The 23,144-nt window shown below is 71.5% G+C and carries 20 protein-coding genes and 1 pseudogene; 14 read left to right on the top strand and 7 right to left on the bottom strand.

The features are described from left to right. The 5 genes and pseudogenes from garD to VJ693_RS22765 form a co-directional block, all read left to right on the top strand. Positions 1-267: pseudogene (gene garD, locus VJ693_RS22745) on the top strand (galactarate dehydratase); the annotation flags it as partial. Positions 268-395: 128 nt separating this feature from the next. Continuing rightward, entirely contained in the window at positions 396-941 is a 546-nt protein-coding gene (locus VJ693_RS22750) for a TlpA disulfide reductase family protein (protein WP_324158024.1), read from the top strand. A 28-nt stretch (positions 942-969) separates the two neighbouring features. Then, on the top strand, positions 970-1,197 hold the full coding sequence (locus tag VJ693_RS22755; protein ID WP_324158026.1) for a DUF4266 domain-containing protein: 228 nt from the start codon (positions 970-972) through the stop codon (positions 1,195-1,197). Further along, a complete protein-coding gene (locus tag VJ693_RS22760; protein ID WP_324158028.1) occupies positions 1,184-2,419 on the top strand; it encodes a DUF3570 domain-containing protein in 1,236 nt (411 codons plus the stop codon). Before VJ693_RS22755 ends, VJ693_RS22760 begins: the two co-directional genes overlap by 14 nt. An 8-nt stretch (positions 2,420-2,427) precedes the next feature. Further along, positions 2,428-3,447, top strand: a complete 1,020-nt coding sequence (locus VJ693_RS22765; protein WP_324158030.1) for an FAD:protein FMN transferase — start codon at positions 2,428-2,430, stop codon at positions 3,445-3,447. Here VJ693_RS22765 and VJ693_RS22770 read toward each other — a convergent pair. After that, on the bottom strand, positions 3,365-4,765 hold the full coding sequence (locus tag VJ693_RS22770) for a phospholipase D-like domain-containing protein (protein ID WP_324158032.1): 1,401 nt from the start codon (positions 4,763-4,765) through the stop codon (positions 3,365-3,367). The two genes, VJ693_RS22765 and VJ693_RS22770, sit on opposite strands and share 83 nt — an antisense overlap. Before the next feature lie 44 nt (positions 4,766-4,809). After that, positions 4,810-7,680, bottom strand: a complete 2,871-nt coding sequence (locus VJ693_RS22775; protein WP_324158034.1) for a PAS domain S-box protein — start codon at positions 7,678-7,680, stop codon at positions 4,810-4,812. A 146-nt stretch (positions 7,681-7,826) separates the two neighbouring features. Here VJ693_RS22775 and VJ693_RS22780 point away from each other — a divergent pair, with 146 nt between their 5' ends. The 5 genes from VJ693_RS22780 (at position 7,827) to VJ693_RS22800 (ending at position 13,931) form a co-directional block, all read left to right on the top strand. Beyond that, a complete protein-coding gene (locus VJ693_RS22780; protein WP_324158036.1) occupies positions 7,827-8,585 on the top strand; it encodes a class II glutamine amidotransferase in 759 nt (252 codons plus the stop codon). A 79-nt stretch (positions 8,586-8,664) separates the two neighbouring features. After that, on the top strand, positions 8,665-10,383 hold the full coding sequence (locus VJ693_RS22785) for a M14 family metallopeptidase (RefSeq protein ID WP_324158038.1): 1,719 nt from the start codon (positions 8,665-8,667) through the stop codon (positions 10,381-10,383). A 102-nt stretch (positions 10,384-10,485) separates the two neighbouring features. Further along, positions 10,486-10,962 carry a (2Fe-2S)-binding protein gene (locus VJ693_RS22790; protein WP_324158040.1) on the top strand — a complete coding sequence of 159 codons (477 nt, stop codon included), beginning with the start codon at positions 10,486-10,488 and terminating at the stop codon, positions 10,960-10,962. Beyond that, positions 10,959-13,274: a xanthine dehydrogenase family protein molybdopterin-binding subunit gene (locus VJ693_RS22795; RefSeq protein WP_324158041.1), complete on the top strand. Its 2,316-nt coding sequence runs from the start codon at positions 10,959-10,961 to the stop codon at positions 13,272-13,274. The genes VJ693_RS22790 and VJ693_RS22795 overlap by 4 nt, the downstream gene beginning before the upstream one ends. 24 nt (positions 13,275-13,298) lie before the next feature. Next, positions 13,299-13,931, top strand: coding sequence for a glutathione S-transferase family protein (locus VJ693_RS22800; RefSeq protein WP_324158043.1), 633 nt, complete (start codon positions 13,299-13,301; stop codon positions 13,929-13,931). A 103-nt stretch (positions 13,932-14,034) separates the two neighbouring features. On the opposite strand, the gene gap is transcribed toward VJ693_RS22800, so the two are convergent. The 4 genes from gap to VJ693_RS22820 all read right to left on the bottom strand — a co-directional run bounded on the left by gap (position 14,035) and on the right by VJ693_RS22820 (position 19,342). Next, a complete protein-coding gene (gene gap / locus VJ693_RS22805; RefSeq protein WP_324158045.1) occupies positions 14,035-15,033 on the bottom strand; it encodes a type I glyceraldehyde-3-phosphate dehydrogenase in 999 nt (332 codons plus the stop codon). A gap of 95 nt (positions 15,034-15,128) precedes the next feature. Beyond that, on the bottom strand, positions 15,129-17,141 hold the full coding sequence (gene tkt, locus VJ693_RS22810; RefSeq protein WP_324158047.1) for a transketolase: 2,013 nt from the start codon (positions 17,139-17,141) through the stop codon (positions 15,129-15,131). A gap of 262 nt (positions 17,142-17,403) precedes the next feature. Then, entirely contained in the window at positions 17,404-18,438 is a 1,035-nt protein-coding gene (locus tag VJ693_RS22815) for a matrixin family metalloprotease (protein ID WP_324158049.1), read from the bottom strand. Positions 18,439-18,478: 40 nt separating this feature from the next. Further along, complete coding sequence (locus VJ693_RS22820; protein WP_324158051.1) at positions 18,479-19,342, bottom strand: hypothetical protein; 864 nt, start codon at positions 19,340-19,342, stop codon at positions 18,479-18,481. A 160-nt stretch (positions 19,343-19,502) separates the two neighbouring features. Here VJ693_RS22820 and speD point away from each other — a divergent pair, with 160 nt between their 5' ends. The 4 genes from speD (at position 19,503) to VJ693_RS22840 (ending at position 22,558) form a co-directional block, all read left to right on the top strand. Further along, entirely contained in the window at positions 19,503-19,901 is a 399-nt protein-coding gene (gene speD / locus VJ693_RS22825) for an adenosylmethionine decarboxylase (protein ID WP_324158053.1), read from the top strand. A gap of 86 nt (positions 19,902-19,987) precedes the next feature. Then, complete coding sequence (locus tag VJ693_RS22830) at positions 19,988-21,445, top strand: hypothetical protein (RefSeq protein ID WP_324158055.1); 1,458 nt, start codon at positions 19,988-19,990, stop codon at positions 21,443-21,445. After that, positions 21,442-22,158 (top strand): nucleotidyltransferase family protein, encoded by a 717-nt coding sequence (locus VJ693_RS22835; RefSeq protein ID WP_324158057.1) that lies wholly within the window; start codon positions 21,442-21,444, stop codon positions 22,156-22,158. Before VJ693_RS22830 ends, VJ693_RS22835 begins: the two co-directional genes overlap by 4 nt. Before the next feature lie 10 nt (positions 22,159-22,168). Next, positions 22,169-22,558: a VOC family protein gene (locus VJ693_RS22840; RefSeq protein WP_324158059.1), complete on the top strand. Its 390-nt coding sequence runs from the start codon at positions 22,169-22,171 to the stop codon at positions 22,556-22,558. A gap of 39 nt (positions 22,559-22,597) precedes the next feature. On the opposite strand, the gene VJ693_RS22845 is transcribed toward VJ693_RS22840, so the two are convergent. Continuing rightward, entirely contained in the window at positions 22,598-22,927 is a 330-nt protein-coding gene (locus VJ693_RS22845) for a c-type cytochrome (protein WP_324158061.1), read from the bottom strand. Positions 22,928-23,144 lie beyond the last annotated feature (217 nt).

Raw genomic sequence — 23,144 nt, forward strand, 5'->3', positions numbered from 1 at the left:
GTGTTCACCACCGGCCGCGGCACGCCCTACGGCCTGGCCGCGGTTCCGGTGGTCAAGGTCGCCACGCGCAGCGAGCTCGCGCGGCGCTGGCACGACCTGATGGACCTGGACGCCGGCCGCATCGCCGAGGGCCGGGCCAGCGTCGAGGACATGGGCTGGGAACTGTTCCGCCTGTTGCTCGAGGTGGCCAGCGGCCAGCGCACCTGGGCCGAGCAACACCGGCTGCACAACGCGCTGGTGCTGTTCAACCCCGCGCCGGTGACCTGAGGCCGGGGCCTCGCCGGCCCTGGCATCGCTGAAATTCGCCCTCCCTTAAGGCCCCCTTCATGTTTCGACATGAAAAGGGCCTTTTGCACATTTAGCATGCATAACCCCAACCGCATGGCGACTTTTCAATGCGATGCCCTCCCTGCTTCTTCCAGGTGGTCGGCCCCAGCGGCCGCTTGGCCCGGCCCCTGATCCGTGCGGCCGCGGCCATCGCACTCGCCGGCTTCGCAAGCCTGGCCGCGGCCATTGCGCCGGGCGAGACCGCGCCGGACGTCCAGCTCGATGCCGCGCACGGCCCGGCGCACCTGTCGGCCCTGCGCGGCAAGCTGGTCTACCTCGACTTCTGGGCCTCGTGGTGCGGGCCCTGCAGGCAGTCCTTTCCCTGGATGAACGGGCTGCAGACGCGTTTCGGCGCCCAGGGCCTGCAGGTCGTGGCCGTCAACGTCGATGCCCGCGCCGAGGACGCGCGGCGCTTTCTCGCCGAGGTTCCCGCGCAGTTCACCGTGGCCTACGACCCGAAGGGGCAGGCGCCACGGCAGTACGCGATCAAGGGCATGCCGACCTCGGTCCTGATCGGGCCGGACGGAAAGGTCCTGCTCGTCCACAGCGGCTTCCGCGCCGAAGACCGCACCGACATCGAACAAGCCATCGCCCAGTCGCTGCCGCGGCGCTGAGCCCGGTCGCCCGCACGCACCTTCCACCATGAAACGAAACACTCTTCTGATGCTGGCCGCCGGCGCGCTGGCCGGCCTGGGTGGCTGCACCGTCTGGCAGCCGCCCCAACCCTGGGAAAAAGGCGAACTGGCGCGCCCGGTGATGCGCATGGACGCCGACCCGCTGGAAGCCCGCTTCACGGCCCACACCTACTTCAGCAAGGAAGCCGCGTCGGGCGGCGGCGGCGTGGGCGGAGGTGGCTGTGGCTGCAACTGAGCTCGACACCCGCGCCCTGCTCGGCGGCCTGGTGCTGGCCGCCTGTGCACTGCCCGGCGTGATGCCGGCCGACGCGCACGCCGAGGAGGCGCCGGAGCGGGCGGTGATCGCCTTCAAGCTGTCCGGCTACAGCGAGACGCAGCCGTCCACCGGGACGGACAGCGCCGAGAGCGAAGCCGCTGGCGGCCGCGCCCGGGCACTGGCCACCACCACCGGCGCCAGCGGCGGGGGGGTGGGCGGCTCGGAAAGTGGTGACGAGCGCATGCAGGTCACCTCGCCGTCGATGTACGCACTGGTTCCGATCGGCCGCCATTGGGCCGTGGAAGGTTCGTTGACGGTCGACGACGTCTCCGGCGCGTCGCCCACGTACTACACCGACATGGCCGGCGCGGGCACCATGCAGGACCGCCGCACCGCGTTCGACGCCAAGCTGACGCGCTACTTCGACCGGCAATCGGTCGCCTTCGGCGTCTCCCGCTCGCAGGAAACCGACTACCTGTCACAGGCGGTCTCGCTGGAGGGCCGGTTCGCCACCGATGACCAGAACACGACGTTCAACGTCGGCCTGGGGCTGAGCAACGACCACATCGACCCGAGCAATCACAAGGTCGACCCGCAGACCCGCCGCACGAGCGAGTTCCAGGTCGGCGTCACCCAGGCGATGAGCTCGCGCGACCTGGCACAGCTGAGCTACACCTCGAGCCGGGCCCGCGGCTACCTCAACGACCCCTACAAGCTCTACGACGAACGGCCGCGCGGGCGCAACGCCGACATCCTCCAGCTGCGCTGGAACCACTGGCTGGGCGACAGCGCGCTCAAGCTCGGCTACCGCTTCTACCAGGACAGCTACCGGGTGCAGGCCCACACCTTCGAGCTGGCCTGGGCGGTACCGGTCCAGCGAACGGTGGTGTTCACCCCCGAGCTTCGCTACCACACCCAGGGCGCGGCCTCGTTCTACTACGACCGCGACACCACCAGCCCGAACTACCCGGCGCCCGACGGCTCGCCCACCTACTACAGCAGCGACCAGCGCCTGGCCGCCTGGGGCGCCGTCACGCTGGGTGCCAAGCTGAGCTGGCAGTTCTCGCCGGGCTGGACCGCCGACGCCAAGCTGGACAGCTACCGGCAGAACACCGGCTGGCGCCTGGGTGGTGGCGGCTCGCCCGGCCTGCAGCCGCTGAGTGCGCTGTTCTGGCAGCTGGGCCTGAGCCACAGCTTCTGAGGCCCGCCATGCCCAAGCGCCCCGCGCCGGCCGAGCTGCAGCACGCGTTCCGGGCCATGGGCTCGCCCTGCCGCATCCGGCTGGCGGGGCGCTGCGCGCAGCGCCTGGGCGCGGGCCGGGCCGTGCAGGCGGCGCAGGCCGAGGTCCGGCGCATCGAGCAGGCGTGGTCGCGCTACCGGGCCGACAGCATCGTCTCGCGCATCAACGCGGCCGCCGGCACGGCCGAGCCGGTGCCGCTGGACGACGAGACGGCGGGCCTGCTCGGCTTTGCCGACCAGCTCTGGCGCGGCAGCGGCGGCCTGTTCGACATCACGTCCGGCGTGTTGCGGCGCGCGTGGGACTTCAAGGCCGGTGCCCTGCCCACCGAGCAGGCGGTGGCGGCGCTGCTGCCGCTGATCGGCTGGGGCCAGGTCGACTGGGCGCGGTATGGCGGCCGGGCGGTGCGGCTGCCGCGCGCCGGGATGGAGCTGGACTTCGGCGGCTTCGGCAAGGAGTACGCCGCCGACCGCGCAGCCACGCTGCTGACGGACGCCGGCTGCGACAGCGGCTACGTCAACCTCGGCGGCGATCTTCGCCTGCTCGGCCCGATGCCCGATGGCCAGCCCTGGCACCTGGGCATCGTCCATCCGCGCGTGCCCGGCGCCATGGCCGGCGCGGTGGACCTGGCGCAAGGCGGCCTGGCCACCAGTGGCGACTACGAGCGCTACATCGACCACGACGGACGGCGCTATTGCCACATCCTCGATCCGCGCACCGGCTGGCCGGTGGCGCACTGGCAGTCGGTGAGCGTGATCGCCCCCGCCTGCCTGGCCGCGGGGGCCCTGAGCACCGTGGCGATGCTGCTGGGCCCCGAGGCCCCCGACTTCCTGGCGCGCCAGGGCGTGGCCGCCGTGCTGATCGACGCGCGAGGCACGCTGCAGCGGGTCAGCGGATCGCCGCCGAGGCTCAGAGCCAGTACTGCAGCAGCTGCCCCAGCCACTCGGCCAGGCGCTGCTTCACGGGCCGGTGCTCCCAGGCCTCGAGCGTGACCGGGTCGGAGGCCGCCAGGTCGCGCGCGAAGGCCGCCTGCATCTGGGCGCCGAACCCGGTGCCGAGCACGACGGCATTCAGCTCCTGGTTGTGCACGAAGCTGCGCCAGTCGAGGTTGGTCGAGCCGACAGTGGACCAGACGCCGTCGACCACCGCCGTCTTCGCATGCAGCAGCACCGCGCGCCGCTCGTGCAGCTTCACGCCGGCGCGCAGCAGCGCGCCGTAGTGCGCGCGGCCGGCGCCGAGCACCAGCGGCACGTCGCTGTGGCGCGGCAGGATCAGCTTCACGTCGACGCCGCGCCCGGCCGCACGCGCCAGCGCGTCCAGCAGCTGCGGGTCGGGCACGAAGTAGGCCGTCGTGATCAGGATCTCCTTCTCGGCATGGTCGATCGACGACATCAGCGTCTGGTAGATCGCGCTCGTGGCATCGCGCGGCGAGCTCGGGATCGCGCGCACCACCTGGCGTCCCTGGGCCGCGCGGCGCCGCGGCACGAAGTCCTCGGCCGGCAGCGGCGGGCCCTTCTGCTGGGTCCAGGTGTCGAGGAAGATCTGCTGGAACTCGGCGACCACCGGGCCCTCGATGCGCAGGTCGGTGTCGCGCCAGGGCAGGGCCTTGGCATCGGCGGCCCCGCGGCGGCCGCTCTTGCGCTGGCGCTCCTTGAACGAACCACCGGAGTAGACGCCGCTGATGTTGATGCCGCCCATCAGCGCGATCTCGCCGTCGACCAGCAACTGCTTGCGGTGGTCGCGCTCGTTGACGTCCCAGCCGGCCTTGGCCTCGACCGGGTTGATCGGGTTGTATTCGAGCAGCGTGATGCCGGCGTCCTTCAGTCGCTGGAAGAACCCGGGCGGTGTGTCGAGCGTGCCGACGCTGTCGAACAGCAGGTGCACCCGCACACCCTGGCGGCGCTTGGCGATCAGCGCGTCGGCGAAGCGCTGGCCGATCTCGTCGTCCTGCAGGATGTAGGTCTCCATCTCGATGTGCCGGCGCGCGCCGGCGATGGCCTCGAGCATCGCGCGGTAGGTGGCGGTGCCGTTCTCGAGCAACGTGACCTGGTTGTCGGCGACCAGCGGCCGGCCGGTCAGCGCGGTCTCGATCGCGAGGTGGCGGTCGAAGATGCTGCTGGGCTCGCCACCGGGCTTCAGCCGCTCGATGATGCGCTGCCCGCGCGCCGGTGTGGCCGGCCCGCGCGCGGTCTCGACCGGCACGGGGCGTGCGGGCCGCAGCGCGAGATCGGGCACCACGCGCGGCAAAGGCGTGCAGCCGGCCAGCGCGGCGAACAGCAGCGCGGTGACGGGGCGGGTTCGGGTGGGCATGCGAGGCTCCCGCCCGCGGCACGGGCAAGCCGCGCGCCCGGGAATCAGCGGACCCAGCGGGACAGCACGCGCACGAGTTCGTCCGGCTGCATCGGCTTGCCGACGAAATCGTTCATGCCGGCGGCGCGTGCCTGGATGCGCTCGTTGTCGAGCGCCGCAGCGCTGAAGGCCACCACCGGCAGCGCGGCGGTCGCGGGGTGGGCGCGCAGCGCGCGCACCGCGGCCAGGCCGTCGAGCACCGGCATGTGCAGGTCCATCAGCACCACGTCGTAGGCCCCGGGCTGCGTCTGGCAGGCCTGCACCGCCTCGGCGCCGTCGTGCGCGGGGCTGACGGTCGCACCCAGCCGGGCCAGCATCTCGGCGGCGATCAGCATGTTGACCGGGTTGTCCTCGGCCACCAGCAGGCGCAGACCGCGCAGCGGGGCCTCGTCGCCGTCGAGCACGGTGGGCGGGAAGTCGGCGTCGTCCGAATCCACCGGCAACGGCAGCTCGGCCCAGAAGGTGGCGCCGTCGCCGGGTGTGCTGCTCGCGCCGACCTCCCCGCCCATCAGCTGGGCCAGCTCGCGGGCGATCGACAGGCCGAGCCCGGTGCCGCCGAAGCGCCGCGTGGTCGAGTGATCGGCCTGGGCAAAGGGCTGGAACAGCCCGGCCAGCACCCCGGGCGCGATGCCGATGCCGGTGTCCGCGACCTCGAAGCGCAGCCGCCCGGGCGCGGCGGCCGACACGCGCAGGCAGACCTCGCCCTGGCGCGTGAACTTGATCGCATTGGCGAGGAAGTTCGACAGGATCTGGCGCAGCCGCAGCGGATCGCCCCGCACGCGGCGCGGCACGCCCGGCGCGATGGTCTGGCGCATCACCAGGCCCCTGGCCTCGGCCAGCACGGCGTGGGCGCCGTGCACCTTGTCGATCAGGTCGTGCAGGTCGAAGCCGATGTGCTCGACCTGCAGCTTGCCGGCCTCCATCTTCGACAGGTCGAGCACATTCGAGACGATGCCGTTCAGGCTCTCGGCGGCGTCGATCAGGTAGCGCAGGTAGTTCTGCCGCCGCGTGTCCGGCTGGCCCGGTGCGGCCATCAGCCGGGCGAGGCCCAGCACGCCGTTCAGCGGCGTGCGGATCTCGTGGCTCACGTGGGCCAGGAAGGCGCTCTTGGCGTCGCTCGCCGCCTCGGCCAGGGCCTTGGCCTCGGACAGCGCGCGCTCGGTGCGTCGCCGCTCGGTGATGTCCTCCATCACCCAGATCGCGCCGGCTTCGTCGGGCTGGCGCGGGTCGACCAGGCGCGAGCGCAGCAGCGCGAGGAAGCGGCTGCCGTCCGGCCGCGTGAACTCGTGCTCGGCCTCGACCGGCCGGCCGTCGGCCACGAGCTGGCGCAGCCGCTCGACGAAGCGCAGGTAGCCCGCCTCGCCACCGAAATAGTCGGCCACGGGGCGTCCGGCCATGCTGCCGGCCGGCACGCCCAGCAGCTGCTCCATCCGCGGGTTGACCCGCTCGACCACGCGCTTGCGCACCAGCGCGACGCCGACCGGCGCGTGGTTCAGGATCGCATCGGCCTGCAGCCGCGCCCGCTCGTCTTCGGTGATGTCGCGGGTGATGAGCACCGCCACCGGCTCGCCGCTCCATTCGAAGCGCGCTGCCGAGATGACGACCTCGCGCGGGCTGCCATCGGGCCGGCAAGCGGTGGTGCGCCAGCCGCGCACCGCGGCGCCGTTCTCGGGCAGGCCCTCGCGCAGGCGCTGCGCGTCGTCCGGGTCGCGCCACAGGCCGAGTGCGACCCCCGACTTGCCCAGCACCTGTTCCTCGCGCTCGTAGCCGGCCATCGCGAGGAAGCCCGGGTTGGCCAGCAGGATCCGCCCGGTCTGCAGGTTGGCCACCGTGATCGCATCGGGCGACAGGCGCACCAGGTTGTCGAGCAGGGCCCGCGAGCGGGCATGCTCGCGCGCGGCCAGCACCTCGCCGGTCACGTTCTGGCTGATGCCCCACCAGCCGAGGTGCCTGCCGTTCTCGTCGAGCACCGGCTCGCCGGTGCCGCGCACGCAGACGATCTGGCCGTCGGGGCACTCGAAGGTGATCACCCGGGCGCGGTAGGCGCGGCGGGCGCGCAGGTCGTCGACCAGGGCTTCCCACTCGGCGTCGTGCACCATGCGCGGGCCGCCGGGCTGGTCGATGCGCATGAACTCGGCCACGCTGCGCCCGGTGTGGCGCTCGAAACTGGGCGAGACGTAGGTGATGCGGCCGCGGCGGTCGGCTTCCCAGGTCCAGTCGCTGCCCAGGCGCAGCAGCTCGGACAGCCGGTGCTCCTTCAGCCAGGCCTCGTTCAGGCTGTGGCCGAACTGCCGGCCGAGGATCAGCGCGACCAGCAGCGAGCCGACGGTCATCAGCGCCTGCGAAAACAGCCGCGCCACCGCGCCGCCGGCCAGGGTGGCGTCGGCCCCGTGGACGCGGCCGCTGACCTCGCCTGCGTAAATGCCGCCGAGGATCGCCAGCTGCAGCAGCGCCATCAGCCAGACCATGCGCGGCGGCGCCAGCACGCCGGCCAGCACGATCAGCACGCCGGCTGCCGACAGCAGCACCGACAGCAGGCCGAGGCCGGTGAACCACGCGTGCACGCCGAAGCAGGCCTGCACGGTCAGCAGCAGCAGGCCGGCGGCGTAGCGTGGCCCGAGGCTGCGCGCCAGCAGCGCGCCGGCGCCTGCGCCGGCCAGCAGCATCGCGCCGAGCGCCAGGCGGCCATTCGCGTAGGGGCTCGGTGAGCCGAGCGCCGCCTGTAGCGGCACCGAGGCCCACAGCAGCAGCGCCAGTACGGCGGCCACCCGCAGCAGCGCGCGGACGGCGACGCGGTCGCGCTCGAGCTGGGCGAGGCGCGCGCCGTGGGTGAACGGAAGGCCTGAGAACGGCGTGTCGGCCGCAGCGGTCGGCAAGAAGTGACTCCCGGTGATCAGCGCAGCATAGGGTACCGGCTCGGCCGGCGACATCCGGGCATGTCCGATCGGGGCCCGCCTCGGGCGGTGCGGCTGCCTACAATCGATCGCCCCCCCGCGCTGCCACCGAGACCCGTCGCCACACCATGTGCCAACTGCTGGGCATGAACGCCAACACGCCGACCGACGTGATGTTCAGCTTCACCGGCCTGGCCACGCGTGCCGACGAGCACAAGGACGGCTTCGGCATCGGCTTCTTCGAAGACAAGGGCGTGCGCGTCTTCATCGACCACGCCAGCGCGCGCGAATCGGCGATCGCCCACCTGGTCAAGACCTACCCGATCCACAGCGGCAACGTCATCGCCCACATCCGCAAGGCGACGCAGGGCCGCGTCGCGCTGGAGAACACGCACCCCTTCGTGCGCGAGCTCTGGGGCCGCTACTGGGTCTTCGCCCACAACGGCGACCTCAAGGGCTTCCAGCCGCGGCTGCACGCCGCCTTCCGGCCGGTCGGCGACACCGACAGCGAACGCGCCTTCTGCTGGCTGATGCAGGAGCTGGCCAAGGCGCATGCCGGCGTGCCCCAGATCGCCGAGCTGACCTGCACGCTGCGCGAGCTGATGCCCGAGCTGCACCGCCACGGCACCTTCAACATGCTGCTGTCCAACGGCCAGGCGCTGTGGGCGCACGCATCGACGCACCTGCACTGGCTGGTGCGCCAGCACCCGTTCCGCGCCGCCAGCCTGAAGGACGAGGACGTGCGCGTCGACTTCGCCAGCGCGACGACGCCGGCCGACCGCGTGGCGGTGATCGCCACCGAGCCGCTGACGGCCGACGAGACCTGGACGGCCTTCCAGTCCGGCGAGCTGCGGGTGTTCGTCGACGGCGCGCCGCTGGCCGCCTGAGGCGGCGCACCGCGGCGCCGTTGGCATTGGGCAGCCGATGCGACACTCCCCCACCGCCGCCTTGCCCCGTGCCACCAGCATGCCCGCCACCCTGCCCCAGCCCGACTTCGCACGCTTCTACCGCCACGCCGAGCTCGGCCGGCTGCTCGCCGCGTATGCCGAGGCGCGGCCCGGGCTGATCGAGATCCGCTCGCTCGGCACGAGCCACGAGGGGCGCGAGATCTGGCTCGCGGTGCTCACCAACCGCGCCACCGGCGCCGACACCGACAAGCCCGGCTTCTGGGTCGACGGCAACATCCACGCGGCCGAGCTGACCGCGAGCACCGCCTGCCTGTACTGGCTGCACCAGCTGGCCGGCGCCCACGGCAGCGACACCAAGGTCACCGAGCTGCTCGACACGCGCGTGGTCTACCTCTGCCCCCGGCTGAACCCCGACGGCGCCGAGCTGGCGCTGGCCGACACGCCGCGCCACATCCGCTCGTCGACGCGGCCTTACCCCTTCGACGAAGAGCCGGTCGACGGCCTGACCGTGCAGGACATCGACGGCGATGGCCGCATCCTGCAGATGCGCATCCCCGACCCGCACGGTGGCTGGAAGCCGCACCCGGACGAGCCGCGCCTGCTGATCCCGCGCGAGCCCGGCGAGTTCGGCGGCCGCTACTACCGCGTGATGCCCGAGGGCCTGCTCGAACAAGGCTTCGACGGCACGGCGATCCGCGTCAACCGCGATCGCGAGGGGCTGGACCTGAACCGCAACTTCCCCGCCTACTGGCGCCAGGAATTCGAGCAGCTCGGCGCCGGCCCCTACCCGACCAGCGAGCCCGAGGTGCGCGCCATGGTCGACTTCATCGTCCACCACCCGAACATCGGCGCGGCGGTGAGCTTCCACACCCACTCGGGCGTGATCCTGCGGCCGATGGGCACGCAAAGCGACGACGACATGACGCCCGAGGACCTGTGGATCTACAAGCGCCTGTCCGACATCGGTGCCAAGCTGACCGGCTACCCGGCGATCAGCATCTTCCACGACTTCAAGTACCACCCGAAGGAGATCATCACCGGCACCCAGGACTGGGTCTACGAGCACCTCGGGGCGCTGTTCTGGACGGTCGAGATCTGGGCGCCGAACAAGGAAGCCGGCATCACCGAGTACGACTGGATCCACTGGTACCGCGACCACCCGCCCGAGGACGACCTGAAGCTGTTGAAGTGGAGCGACGAGCACTGCGACGGCCAGGCGCACAACGACTGGCGGCCCTTCTCCCACCCGCAGCTCGGCGCGGTCGAGATCGGTGGCTGGGACCGCATGAACCACTGGCGCAACCCACCGCCGAAATACCGCGAGCGCGAGGTCGCGCGGTTCCCGGCCTGGCTGACGCAGCTCGGCCTGACGCTGCCCAAGCTCGAGCTGCTGTCGGCCACGGCCGAGGCGCTCGGCCCGGACACCTGGCGCGTGAAGTGCGTGGTCGGCAATGCCGGCTACCTGCCCAGCTACGTGACCAAGCGCGCGCTGGAGCGCAAGGTTGCGCGGGCCTGCGTGTTCGAGATCGGGCTGCCCGAGGGCGCCGCGCTGGCCGGCGGCAAGCGCCGCATCGAGGGCCCGCAGCTCGAAGGCCATGCGCCGAAGAATTCGCTGCAGGCCTTCCTGCCCGAGCGCGAAGTGACCGCCGACCGGGCGCAGGCCGAATGGATCGTGCGCGCGCCGGCCGGCACGGTGCTGACGCTGAGGGCGCACGCCGGCCGCGCCGGGGCGGTGGCGACGTCGCTGACCCTGGAGGCTCGCTCTCGCCAATCTTGAGAGGCGGCGCGCAACACTCCGTCACGCTGGCGGCGAGCGCCGCTGTCCGGCATCTGCCAAACTCCCCTGCCGCCGTCGTGGCGGTGCGGATGCTGGCAGTAGATGGACCTGACGATCAACGGCCGCCAGGCCACGGTGGACGATGCGGCGGTCGCGCCCGACATGCCCCTGCTGTGGGTGCTGCGCGATGTGCTGAACCTCACCGGCACCAAGTTCGGCTGCGGCATCGCGGCCTGCGGCGCCTGCACCGTGCAGGTCGACGGCCAGGCGGTGCGCTCGTGCGTCATGCCGGTGGCGGCCGTCGCCGGCAAGCAGATCAGGACGATCGAGGGCCTGGGCGCCGCCGACGCGCCGCATGCGCTGCAGCAGGCGTGGGCGGCGCACAACGTGCCGCAGTGCGGCTACTGCCAGAGCGGCATGCTGATGGCCGCCGCCGCGCTGCTGCAGAAGACCCCGAACCCGAGCGACGCCGACATCGACGCGGCGATCACCAACCTGTGCCGCTGCGGCACCTACCCGCGCGTGCGCGCGGCGATCCATGCGGCCGCGCAGGCGCTGGGCGGGGGCAAGAAGGCATGAAGCGCCGGGTGGTGGTGTTGTCGGGCGTCGGCGCGGCCGGCGCGCTGGTGCTGGGCTGGGCCGGGCTGCCGCCTCGTGGCCGGCTCGGCACGGCCGATCTGCTGCCCGTCGAAGGCGGCGAGGTCGCGCTCAATGGCTGGATCAAGGTCGCGCCGGACGGCAGCGTCTCGTTCGCCACCCCCTTCGTCGAGATGGGCCAGGGCGTGCACACCGCGCTCGCGCTGCTGGTGGCCGAGGAGATGGACGTCGCGCCGTCGCGCGTGCGGCCGGTGCAGGCCCCGCACGACACGATCTACGGCAACGTCGCGATGTTCGTCGGCAGCCTGCCGCTGCACCCGACGAGCCTCGAGCCCGGCCACGAGACCACCGGCGCGCGCCTGGGCCAGTGGATGGTGCGCAAGATCGCGCGCGAGCTCGGCATCGCGGTGACCGGCGGCTCGTCGACGGTCGCCGACGCCTGGGAGCCGCTGCGCCTGGCCGCGGCCACCGCGCGCGCGCAGCTGCTGGGCGCAGCCTCGCTGCGCTGGAAGCTGCCGGTGGACGAGCTCCAGGTCGACGATGGTGTGGTGACGCACGTGGCGGGCCACGACCGCGGCCACTACGGCGAGTTGGCCGCCGCCGCCGCGGCGACGCGACCGAGCCAGGTGCGCTTCAAGCCGCGTGCGCAGTGGAAGTGGATCGGCAAGCCGAACCAGCCGCGCAGTGACGCGGCGGCCAAGAGCAACGGCAGCGCGCGTTTCGGCCTCGACACCCGCCTGCCCGGCATGGTCTACGCGGTCGTGCGCCACGCGCCGGCCTTGGGCGGCGCGCCCGGCCGCATCGACGCGGCGGCGGCGATGAAGCTGCCCGGCGTCGAGCGCGTCGTGCGCCTGGGCCCGATGGCCGGCTCGACCGATGCGGTGGCCGTGGTCGGCCGCAGCACCTGGCATGCACGCCAGGGTGCCAACGCGCTGGAGATCGACTGGCGTCGGCGCCCCGGCCCGCGACTCGAATCGGCTGCGATCCTCAACGATCTCGAAGCCAGTGCGCGCGCCGCGGCCGCGGAGGACGAGGGTTTCGGCTTCTACCGCCGCGGCGACGGTGCGGCGGGCCTCGCGAAGGCGACCCAGCGCATCGAGGCGGTCTACCGCGCCCCGTACCTGGCGCACGCGACGATGGAGCCGATGAACTGCACCGCGCGCGTGAATGTCGGCGGCCAGGCCGACGGCACGGTCGAGGTCTGGGCACCGACCCAGGTGCCCGACCAGGCGCGCGAGGTGGCCGCGCGCGTGGCCGGCGTCGAGCCCGAGCAGGTCACGGTGCACGTCACGCTGCTGGGCGGCGGTTTCGGCCGCCGGCTGGAGGCCGACTATGTCGCGCAGGCGGTGCGCGTGGCGCTCGAGACCGGCGGCCGGCCGGTGCAGCTGGTCTGGACGCGCGAAGAAGACTTCACGCACGATTTCTACCGCCCCGCCGGTGCGGCGCTGCTGCGCGGCGGGCTCGACGAACGGGGCCGGCTGACGGCCTTGACGATCCACAGCGCCGGCGATGCGATCACGCCGCGCTGGATGGAGCGCACGCTGCCGAGGCTCACCGGCCCGATCGACATGCCGGACAAGACCACCGCCGAGGGCCTGTTCGACCTGGCCTACGACGTGCCGCACCAGCGCATGGCGCACGTCGCGACGCGCAGCGGCGTGCCGATCGGCTTCTGGCGCTCGGTCGGTCACTCGCACAACGCCTTCTTCAGCGAGGGCTTCGTCGACGAGCTGGCGCACGCCGCCAGGGCCGATCCGGTGGCCTTTCGGCTCGGCCTGCTCGGTGCGATGCCGCGCCACGCCGCGGTGTTGAAACTCGCTGCCGACCGGGCCGGCTGGGGCCAGGCGCTGCCGGCCGGCCAGGCGCGCGGCGTCGCGCTGCACGAGAGCTTCGGCAGCATCGTCGCGATGGTGCTCGAGGTCTCGCTCGACACGGCCGGCGGCAAGAAGCGCCCGCGCGTGCACCGGGTGGTCTGCGCGGTCGATTGCGGCACGGCGGTCAACCCGGACGGCATTGCGCAGCAGGTCGAGAGCAGCGTGGTCTTCGGCCTCAGCGCCGCGCTCGACGGCCGCGTCGACATCGTCGACGGCCAGGTGCAGCAGAAGAATTTCCCCGACTACCCGCTGGTGGGCATGCGGGATGCTCCAGTGGTCGAGACCCACCTGGTGGCCAGCGCGCAGGCACCCAGCGGCATGGGCGAGCCGGCCCTGCCGCCGCTGGCGCCGGCGCTCGCCAACGCCTTGTTTGCACTGACCGGCCAGCGCCTGCGCAGCCTGCCGCTGGTGCTGGCCTGACAACCCCCCGGAAGGAGGCCCGTGATGTACACGCTCTATGGTTCACGCGGCAGCGGCTCGTCGATCGCCGAGGCGGCGCTCGAGCGCTGCGGCCTGGCCTATCGCCAGGTGCGCGCATCCACCTGGGAGGCCGATTCGGCGATCGAGGAACTGCGCCGCATCAACCCGCTCGGCCAGATCCCGACGCTGGTGCTGCCCGACGGCAGCGTGATGAGCGAGAGCGCCGCGATCTTGATCCACCTCGGCCTCGAGCACCCGGCCAGCGGCCTGCTGCCGGCCGATGCGAGCGCCCGCGCGCAGACCCTGCGAGGGCTGGTGTTCATTGCGGCGAATTGCTACAGCGCGATCAGCCAGAGCGACTACCCCGAGCGCTACACGACCGAGACCGACGAGGCGTCGCACGAGGCCGTGCGCCAGGGCGCGCGCCGCCTGCTGCATCGCCATTGGGAGATCTTTGCCGACACCTTTGCCGGGCGGCCCTTCCTCGGCGGCGAGTCGCCCGGCGCGCTCGACATCATGGCGGCGATCGTCTCCAAGTGGTCGGGCACCCGCAAGCACCTGGCCGACCACCGCCCCGCGTTCCTGGCGCTGCTGCAGCGCATCGAGGCGCATCCTTCGTTGCAGCCCGTGTTCGCCCGCCATTTCGACGCGGCCTGACCGACCCGGCCGGCCGCTTCAAGCGGCGTGCGCGGATCCGGCTTCGCCGGTCCGCTGCGCGAGCCCCCTCGGGGGCAGCCCCCCCGGGAGGGGGGCGTGGGGGTCAGCTGATCACGCGCACCATTTCGAGAACCTTGTTCGAGTAGCCCCACTCGTTGTCGTACCAGGCCACGACCTTGACGAAGGTCTTGTCCAGCGCGATGCCGGCTTCGGCGTCGAAGACCGAGGTCATCGGCTCGCCGCGGAAGTCGGTCGAGACGACCTTGTCCTCGGTGTAGCCGAGCACGCCCTTCATCGCGCCTTGCGAGGCGGCCTTCATGGCGTTGCAGATGTCCTCGTAGCTGGCTTCCTTGAGCAGTTCGACCGTCAGGTCGATCACCGACACGTCGGAGGTCGGCACGCGGAACGACATGCCCGTGAGCTTCTTGTTCAGCTCGGGGATCACCACGCCGACGGCCTTGGCGGCACCGGTCGACGACGGGATGATGTTCTCGAGGATGCCGCGGCCGCCGCGCCAATCCTTGTTCGACGGGCCGTCGACGGTCTTCTGCGTGGCGGTGGTGGCGTGCACCGTGGTCATCAGGCCGCGCTTGATGCCGAAGGCGTCGTTCAGCACCTTGGCCACCGGGGCCAGGCAGTTGGTGGTGCAGGACGCGTTCGAGATGATGGCCTGGCCGGCGTAGCTCTTGTCGTTGACGCCGTAGACGAACATCGGCGTGTCGTCCTTCGACGGCGCCGACATCACGACCTTCTTCGCGCCGGCGGCGATGTGCTTCTGCGCGGTTTCCTTGGTCAGGAACAGGCCGGTCGACTCGACGACGATGTCGGCACCGACCTCGCCCCACTTCAGCTCGGCCGGGTCCTTCACCGCGGTCAGGCGGATCTTCTTGCCGTTGACGATCAGCGTGTTGCCGTCGACAGCGACCTCACCCTTGAAGCGGCCGTGCACGCTGTCGTACTTCAGCATGTAGGCCAGGTAGTCGGGCTCCAGCAGGTCGTTGATGCCGACGACCTCGATGTCGTTGGCGAAGTTCTGCACCGCGGCGCGGAACACCATGCGGCCGATGCGGCCGAAACCGTTGATACCGATCTTGATGGTCATCGAAGTCTCCTGACGAGTGGATAGCGAGTTGAGAAAGTGACGAAGGGAGATTCCAAACAGCGAGGGGCAGACTTCTCAGCCTGCCCCTCGTCGAATTACTTGCCGAGCACCTTGCGCACCGTCAGCGCCACGTTCTCGGCCGTGAAGCCGAAGTGCTTGAACAGCACGCCGGCCGGGGCGGATTCGCCGAAGCGGTCGATGCCGACGACCGCCGCGCAGCCGTATTTCCACCAGTAGTCGGTCACGCCCATTTCGACCGCGATGCGCGGCAGCTTGGGCGGGAGCACCTCGGTCTTGTAGGCCACGTCCTGGCGGTCGAAGACGGTGGTCGAGGGCATCGAGACCACCCGCACCGCGATCTTGGCCTGGGCCAGCAGCTGCTGCGCATGCAGCGCGAGCTGCACCTCGGAGCCGGTGGCGATGATCACGGCCTGGGCCGCCTTCTTCAGGCCGACCTCGCTCGGCTCGGCCAGCACGTAGGCGCCGCGGGTGATCACGTCGGCGTCCTGCTTGGGCGCGTAGGGCAGGTTCTGGCGCGACAGCAGCAGCGCGCTCGGGCGGTGCTTGTTGGCCAGCGCCATCGTCCAGGCCACGGCGGTCTCGGTGGTGTCGGCCGGGCGCCAGACGTCCAGGCCCGGGATCAGGCGCAGGCTCGCGGCGTGCTCGATCGACTGGTGGGTCGGGCCGTCTTCGCCCAGGCCGATCGAATCGTGCGTGAAGACGTGGATCACGCGGCGCTTCATCAGCGCGGCCATGCGGATCGCGTTGCGGCTGTAGTCGCTGAAGGTCAGGAAGGTGCCGCCGTAGGGGATGTAGCCGCCGTGCAGCGCGACGCCGTTCATCACCGCGGCCATGCCGAATTCGCGCACGCCGTAGTTGATGTGGCGGCCGATCTGGCCGGCTTCGGTCTTGACCACCGCGCCTTGCGCGTCGAAGCGCAGCGCCGGCGTCGACTTGGTGTTGGTCAGGTTCGAGCCGGTCAGGTCGGCCGAGCCGCCGAGCAACTCGGGCAGCGCGGCGGTGAAGTGCTCGAGCGCGATCTGGCTGGCCTTGCGGCTGGCCACCGTCTCGGCCTTGTCGTGCGCGCTGCCGACCGCCTCGACGGCGACCTCGGCGAAGTTCTTCGGCAGCTCGCCGGCCATGCGGCGGGTGAACTCGGCGGCCAGCTGGGGGTGGGCGGCGGCGTAGGTGGCGAAGCGCGCGTCCCAGTCGGCTTGGGCCGCGGTGCCGGCCGCGTGGGCGTCCCAGGCGGCACGGATGTCCTCGGGGATCTTGAACGGCTCGTGCTTCCAGTCCAGCGCCTCGCGGGTCAGTTTGATTTCCTCGCTGCCCAGCGGCTCGCCGTGGGCCTTGGCGGTGCCGGCCCGGTTGGGCGAGCCCTTGCCGATGGCCGTCTTGCACAGGATGAAGCTGGGCTTGTCGGTGCAGCGGCGGGCGGCGGCGATGGCAGCGTCGATCGCATCGACGTCGTGGCCGTCGACCGGGCCGATCACGTTCCAGCCGTAGGCCTTGAAGCGCGCCGCGGTGTCGTCGATGAACCAGGGCGTCACCGGGCCGTCGATCGATATGCCGTTGTCGTCGTACAGCGCGACCAGCTTGTTGAGCTTCCAGGCGCCGGCCAGCGCGCAGGCCTCGTGGCTGATGCCTTCCATCAGGCAGCCGTCGCCGAGGAAGACGTAGGTGCGGTGGTCGACGACCGTGTGGCCGTCGCGGTTGAACTCGGCGGCCAGCAGCTTCTCGGCCAGCGCCAGGCCGACCGCGTTGCTGATGCCCTGGCCCAGCGGGCCGGTGGTGGTCTCGACGCCGGGGGTCACGTCGACCTCGGGGTGGCCCGGGGTCATGCTGTGCATCTGGCGGAAGGCCTGCAGCTCCTTCGACGGCAGCGCGTAGCCGGTCAGGTGCAGCACCGAATACAGCAGCATCGACGCGTGGCCGTTGGACAGCACGAAGCGGTCGCGGTCGGCCCAGTGCGGATTGCCGGGGTTGTGCTTCAGGTGGCGGGTCCACAGCGCCTGGGCCATCTCGGCCATGCCCATCGGGGCGCCAGGGTGGCCGGAGTTGGCCAGCTGCACGGCGTCCATCGCCAGGGCGCGGATGGCATCGGCCATCTGCAGGGGTTCCGCGGCTTGAGCGGGTCGGGAAAGCGTGATGTCAGCGGCCATGGGCAGTCCAGGGCCCCGGGGCGGGGCCGTCGTCGGGGAGCGTGGGGGGAACCACCGATTTTATGCGGCCCGCCTGACACGCCGCCCGCCCGCCCAAGAAAGGCGCTCCGAAGGAGCCGCCGCCCCCAAGTGGCGCGCGCGGAGCCGGCTTGGCCGGTCCGCTGCGCAAGCCCCCTCGGGGGGCAGCCCCCGGAAGGGGGCGTGGGGGTCAATAGATCGTGATCGACCGCGGCATCGGCTGCCCGTTGTTGCCCTCGTTGTTCTCGGCCAGGCCACCGTCCTTGTCGACCAGGAAGCCCAGGTAGTAGGTGCCCGGGGCCACGTCGGCGGGGATCGTCAGCGAGCGGGTGTAGGTGCCGATCGCGCCGGCCGACGCCCAGGCGCCGGTGTTGCTGCCGAGCAGGCGGTCGCCGGTGCTGATGATGTTGTTGGTGGACAGGTAGAAGCCGATGTTGAAGGTGGCCGACGAGGTGCCGAGGTTGCCGAAGGTGTAGCCGATGTTCACCGTCGAGCCGCGCGCGGCCGAGGTGGGCGAGCTGACCAGGCCGCTCGTGCCGGTGCCGGTGCGCCGGAAGGGGGAAGCCGCTACGTCACGCTCGGTCGTGCCGTCGGGGTACAGCGCGCGCACGCCGCCACGGTCGTCGGGCAGGGGGTCGACCTCCTTGCTGTTGCCCAGCGGGCCGCCGTTGGCGTAGTACGAGTTCATCGTCGCCTGCACGCCGTCGGAGTGGCCCAGGCCCAGCGCGTGGCCCAGCTCGTGCAGCGCGACCAGCTCGAAGTTGTAGGGCGAGCCGAGGTTGGCGTAGTTGAGCTTGCCGGTGTTCCAGCTCAGGTTGCTGTTGAAGGCGATGTCCGCCTCGTCGCGCCCGTACTGGTAGCCGAACAGCCAGTAGCAGTGGTAGCGGCTGAAGGTCACCGCCAGCGCCGAGCCGACTTCGGAGCCGTGCAGGTAGATCTCGTTGGTGCCGTTGTCCTTGGCGTGGGTGCCGTCGGTGTCGCGGCCGACGTAGAAGTTGAAGCCGGCGCCCTTGACATTGTTCCAGTGCCACATCGCGTTCTGCAGGTCGCTGTCCCAGGTGGAGCCGGCCGGGAACGACGTGGTGCTGATGTACATGTTGGTCCAGCCGTCGTTCCACTTGATCTTGTTGCCTTCGCATTCCAGCCAGGTGGCGGCTTGCGCGGCCGAAGCGGACAGGGCCAGCAGCGCGGCGGCGGCGGCGCATTTGTGCAGGGTGGTGTTCATGAAATCCTCGTGCATCTTTCGGGGTGTTCGGGGGGGCGGCTCAGCGGGCATCGCTGGCCGGCGGCGTGGTGCGCGGCATCGGCAGGCTGACGCCCTCGCCTTCGGGCATCGCCACCGGCTGGCTGGCCTGGCGGGTCGACGGGGCGGCGGCGTCGCTGCCCATCGCGGCTTCGGCCAGGCTGTCCTGCGGCAGCACGCTGCGCAGGCTCTTGCCGGGGTGGCCGGCGGCGCGCTGGCGCATCTCGGCGACGAAGCGCTCGGCCGACATCGCGCGCTGCGGCGCAGCCTGCACCTCGACCAGCGTGGTCGGCGAGCCGTCCTCGGTCTGGCCGGCATTGACCTCCGGCTTGGGGCTGTGCGCCTGCTGCAGCCCGGGGGCGCCGAGCAGCACCACCTCGTCCATCTGCGCGCCGGCGCGGCGCAGCACGTGGCCATCGGCCAGGCCGACCACGTCGTTGCCCTCGGCGTCCTGCACCTTGGTCTGGCCGGAGGAGGCGTCGGTGACCAGGCGGAACATGCCCTGGCCCCAGCCGACCAACGGCACCAGGTCGCGCCCGTTGCCCTGCACGAACAGCAGCACCCGCTCATCGGGCTTGAAGTTCGGCGCGCCTTCCACATGCAGGCCGCGCCCTTCGACCAGGCCGCCCTTGACGCGCAGCGTCAGCGTCGGCGCGTTGAGCTTGCCGCTGAGCAGCTCGAGCTGGTCGAGCGTGACGAAGGTGTTCACGTCGTGCGGCCTGGCGGCCGCGGCCTGCACCGAGCGCACGGTGCCGATGACGATGCCGTCGGCCTCGTCCACCAGCGCTTGCAGGTTCTTGTAGGGCAGCACGGTGGCGTGCCCGGGGGATGACAGGGCCGCCATCAGCGCGGCGCTCATCGTCGTCAAAGCCAGTTTCAGTCGCATGGGTTTCTCCCTGAATGGTCCGGTTGCAGGTGGTGCGAATCACCACGGGCCGCAGTGTGGGCAGCACCGGCTTCGAGCGCCCTCCCGCTGCTGCGGGGGAAACGGCCTGCATTCGAGGGGCCCGGGCTAGGGGGTCATGGGGCCGGGATAATCCGCGCCCATGCACGGCCTGCACCTCACCGCCGACCTCACGGGCTGCGACCCCGCGCTGCCCGTGATGACCGAGCCGGGCGTGCTGCGCGCAGCCTGCCTCGACGCCGTCGAGGCGGTGGGCTTGCGCGCGGTCGGCGAGCTGTTCCACCGCTTCGCGCCGCGGCCGGGCACGGCGCATGCTCCCGGGGTGACCGGGGTGGTGTTGCTGGCCGAATCGCACGCGGCCGTGCACACCTGGCCCGAGCTGGGCGCGGTGACGCTGGATGTCTACGTCTGCAACCTCGGCGCCGACCATTCGGCCCAGGCCGAAGCGTTGCTGGCGCGGCTGCTGGCGCTGTTCGCCGCCGCCGAGGTGCAGGTCCATCGCCTGCAACGCGGCCAGCCCGCCGCCGTGCCCCTGCGCTGACCACACGCCGTTACACGGAGTTGCCCTGGCCCTCTGCTAAGGTGCCGGGCACTCGCCATTGACGATCCATGCAAGGAGCCATTCCGATGTTGGGCCAACCACCTTCCTGGCCGCTGCGGCGCGCCCGCCGTGCCGTTGCCTGGCTGGCTGCGGCCGGCCTGGCCGGCGCCGCGCAGGCGGCCGAGGTCACGCTCGATTTCGACTTCGCGCAGGCGCACGATTACCTCGGCTTCGGCACCCAGGTCTGGCTCCAGGGTGATCGCGGTGGTGGTGGCGGTGGTGGTGGCGGGGCGAAGCGCGGCGGCGGGGGCGGCGGCAACGACGAGGCCGGCTGGCAGCTGCTGAAGGAGCTGAATGCGCGCTTCGTGCGGGTCTCACTGATTCCCAAGATCACCTTCGACCAGCTTCGCCCGGGCATGAGCGTCGAGCAGCTGACCGAGGTGCTGCAGCGCAACGACAACCCGGCGCAGCGCGAGCGCCTCGCGGCCTTCAACCGGCGCTTGCGCGAGATGAACATCCAGCCGGTGCTGATCTTCTGGCGCATGCCCGAGCCCTGGGCCGAGAAGCGCGCGCAGCGTGCCGGCTCGAAGCAGCAGGCGCACTTCGCCAAGCGCGAGCACCTGGGCGACTATGCGAACCTGGTCACCGCGCAGATGGCGTGGCTGCAGCGCCAGGGCGTGCAGGCCGCGGCGGTCGAGCTGACCAACGAGCCGCAAGGCGCCTGGGACACGAAGTTCGAGCGCGAGGACTACGCCGCGCTGGTGCAGAAGACGCGCGCCGCGATGGACGCGAACGGCCTGCAGGCCTGGCCCATCGCGGGGCCCGGCACCGGCATCTCGAACTTCGACCACTACATCGGTGGCGTCGTCAATGCCAATGCCGCCAAGGCGATGGGTTATGCCAGCGCCCACGTCTACCTGACGCCCGAGGTGCTGGCCGAGCGCGCCAGCCCCGGCATGGCGAGCTTTCTCGGCCGCGGCAAGTTCGGCCCGATCCTGATCACCGAGTTCGGCGTCAAGAAACACAACGAGGACGACCCGCAGGTGCAAAGCGATCTCGAGGTCACCTCGCCCGCCTATGCGCTGCAGGCCGCGTCCACCGCCGCAATGCTGCTCGGCCAGGGTGCGGGGGGCCTGATCTACTGGCAGCTGCAGGACTTCTCCTGGAACAAGAAGCCGCACGGCCTGCTGAGCGAAGACGGCGAGCGCCGGCCGGTCGCCTTTGCGATGAAGGCCCTGTTCGGCGGCGTGCCAGCCGGCGCGAAGGCGGTCGGCGCGCGCAGCCCGCGCGCCGACCTGCCGGCGGTTGCGCTGCAGGCCGGCGGCAAGAGTTACGTGATGCTGGTCAACCGCAGCGCCCAGCCGCAGACGGTGACCGCGCGGCTGCAAGGCGGTGCCAAGGATTGCGGCGCGGTCGTTCGCGTCGATGCCTACAGCACCGGCGGTGCCGATGCGCGCACGGCGGTGCGCAACGCGAGCGCCCAGGCCTGCACGCTGAAGGCCGAGCTGCAGCCGGGCACGGTGGCGACGGTGGTGCTGCAGTGAGCCACCACGCCGCGCCGCGTGCGATCGTGCTGGCTGCCGGCCGCGGCGAACGCATGCGGCCGTTGACCGACACGCGCCCCAAGCCCCTGCTGATCGTGCAGGGCCGGCCGCTGATCGAGTGGCACCTCGAGGCGCTGGCCCGCGGCGGCGTGCGCGAGGTCGTCGTCAACACCGACTGGCTCGAAGAGCAGTTCCCGGCCGAACTGGGCGACGGCTCCCGCTTCGGCCTGGCCATCCATTACTCGATGGAGGGCCGCGACCACGGCGGCGCGCTGGAAACCGCGGGCGGCATCGCCAAGGCCCTGCCCTGGCTCGCCCCCCGCGGCGGCAACACGCCGTTCTGGGTCGTCTCGGGCGACGTGTTCCTGCCGGGCTTCGAGTTCGCCGCGGCCGACGTGGCCGCGTTCACCGCGCGGCCCGAGCTGCTGGCCCAGCTCTGGATGGTGCCCAACGCGCCGCACCACCCGCGCGGCGATTACGGCATCGGCCCCGACGGGCTCGCGCTGATGCACGCGCCGCAGCGCTATACCTGGGCCAGCGTCGGCCTGTTCCGCGCCGCGATGTTCGCCGACATCAAGCCCGGCACGCGCATGCCGCTGCGCCCGCGGCTGGACGCTGCGATCGCCGCCCACCGGCTCGCGGCCCGGCTGTGGGAAGGCGCCTGGACGGACGTCGGCACGCCCGAGCGCCTGGCTGCCTTGAACAACAACTGAGGTTACCGCCATGCCCGTGCTCGGCTTCAGCCACTACAACCTGCGTGCGCCGCGGCCGCTGCTCGACACGCTGCGCGACTTCTACGTCGACATCGTCGGCCTCGAGGCGGGTGACCGCCCGCCATTTCGCAGCTTCGGCTACTGGCTCTACGCCGGCGGCCAAGCGGTGCTGCACCTGAGCGAGGCCGGCCCCGACGAGCGGCGCGAGCCGGGCAGCACGCACACCTTCGACCACGCGGCCTTCCGCTGCAGCGACCGCGCCGCCACCGAACGCCGGCTCGCGGCACGCGGCATCGCCTTCGAGCGCGCCGAGGTGCCGGCCACCCATCAGGTCCAGCTGTTCTTCACCGACCCGGCGGGAAACGGCGTCGAGCTGAACTTCGACGAGCCGGGCGCGTGAGCGCGGGCTTGATGCGGGCGGCCACTGTGGCTGCGGTGGTCACTGAGCCAGGATCCACTTGGCGAGGGCCTTGGCCTCGGGCTCGCTCACCAGCGGGCGTTCGGCCTGGTCCGGCATCGTGGCTTTGTTCCAGTGCGGGCCGCCGGTAGCGGCGCTGCCGCGGCGGATCGTCGCGACCATCGAGGCTTCGGCGTCCTGCCGCCCCTTCCAGAACCGCGCGATCTTCTGGAAGGACGGGGCGGCCCCGTCCTCCTTGATCGCATGGCAACCCATGCACTGCTTGTCCTGCGCGAGCTTCTCGCTTGCCATCGCGGCACCGTGGAAAGCCGCCACGGCCGCGGCGGCGGCGAGAACCAGTGATGTCTTCATTCGCGACCTCCATTCGCCACAAGGTGTATTCGCAGCGTATGGGTGTTGGGCCAAGCTGCGTTGCGGGAAATCAAGCCCGCAAACGGCAGGGCCTGGGCGGGTCATCAAGTCGATGAGCTGGCAGGGGTGTGGCGAGCAGAGCGGTGGCGGCGCCCCGCGTGGTGGGCAGGAGAACGGGGGCACCACCACCGCCCTGCAGGCAACGTAGGTGGCGTGC

The organism is Ideonella sp. (assembly GCF_035254525.1).
Classification (GTDB): Bacteria; Pseudomonadota; Gammaproteobacteria; order Burkholderiales; family Burkholderiaceae_C; genus Ideonella.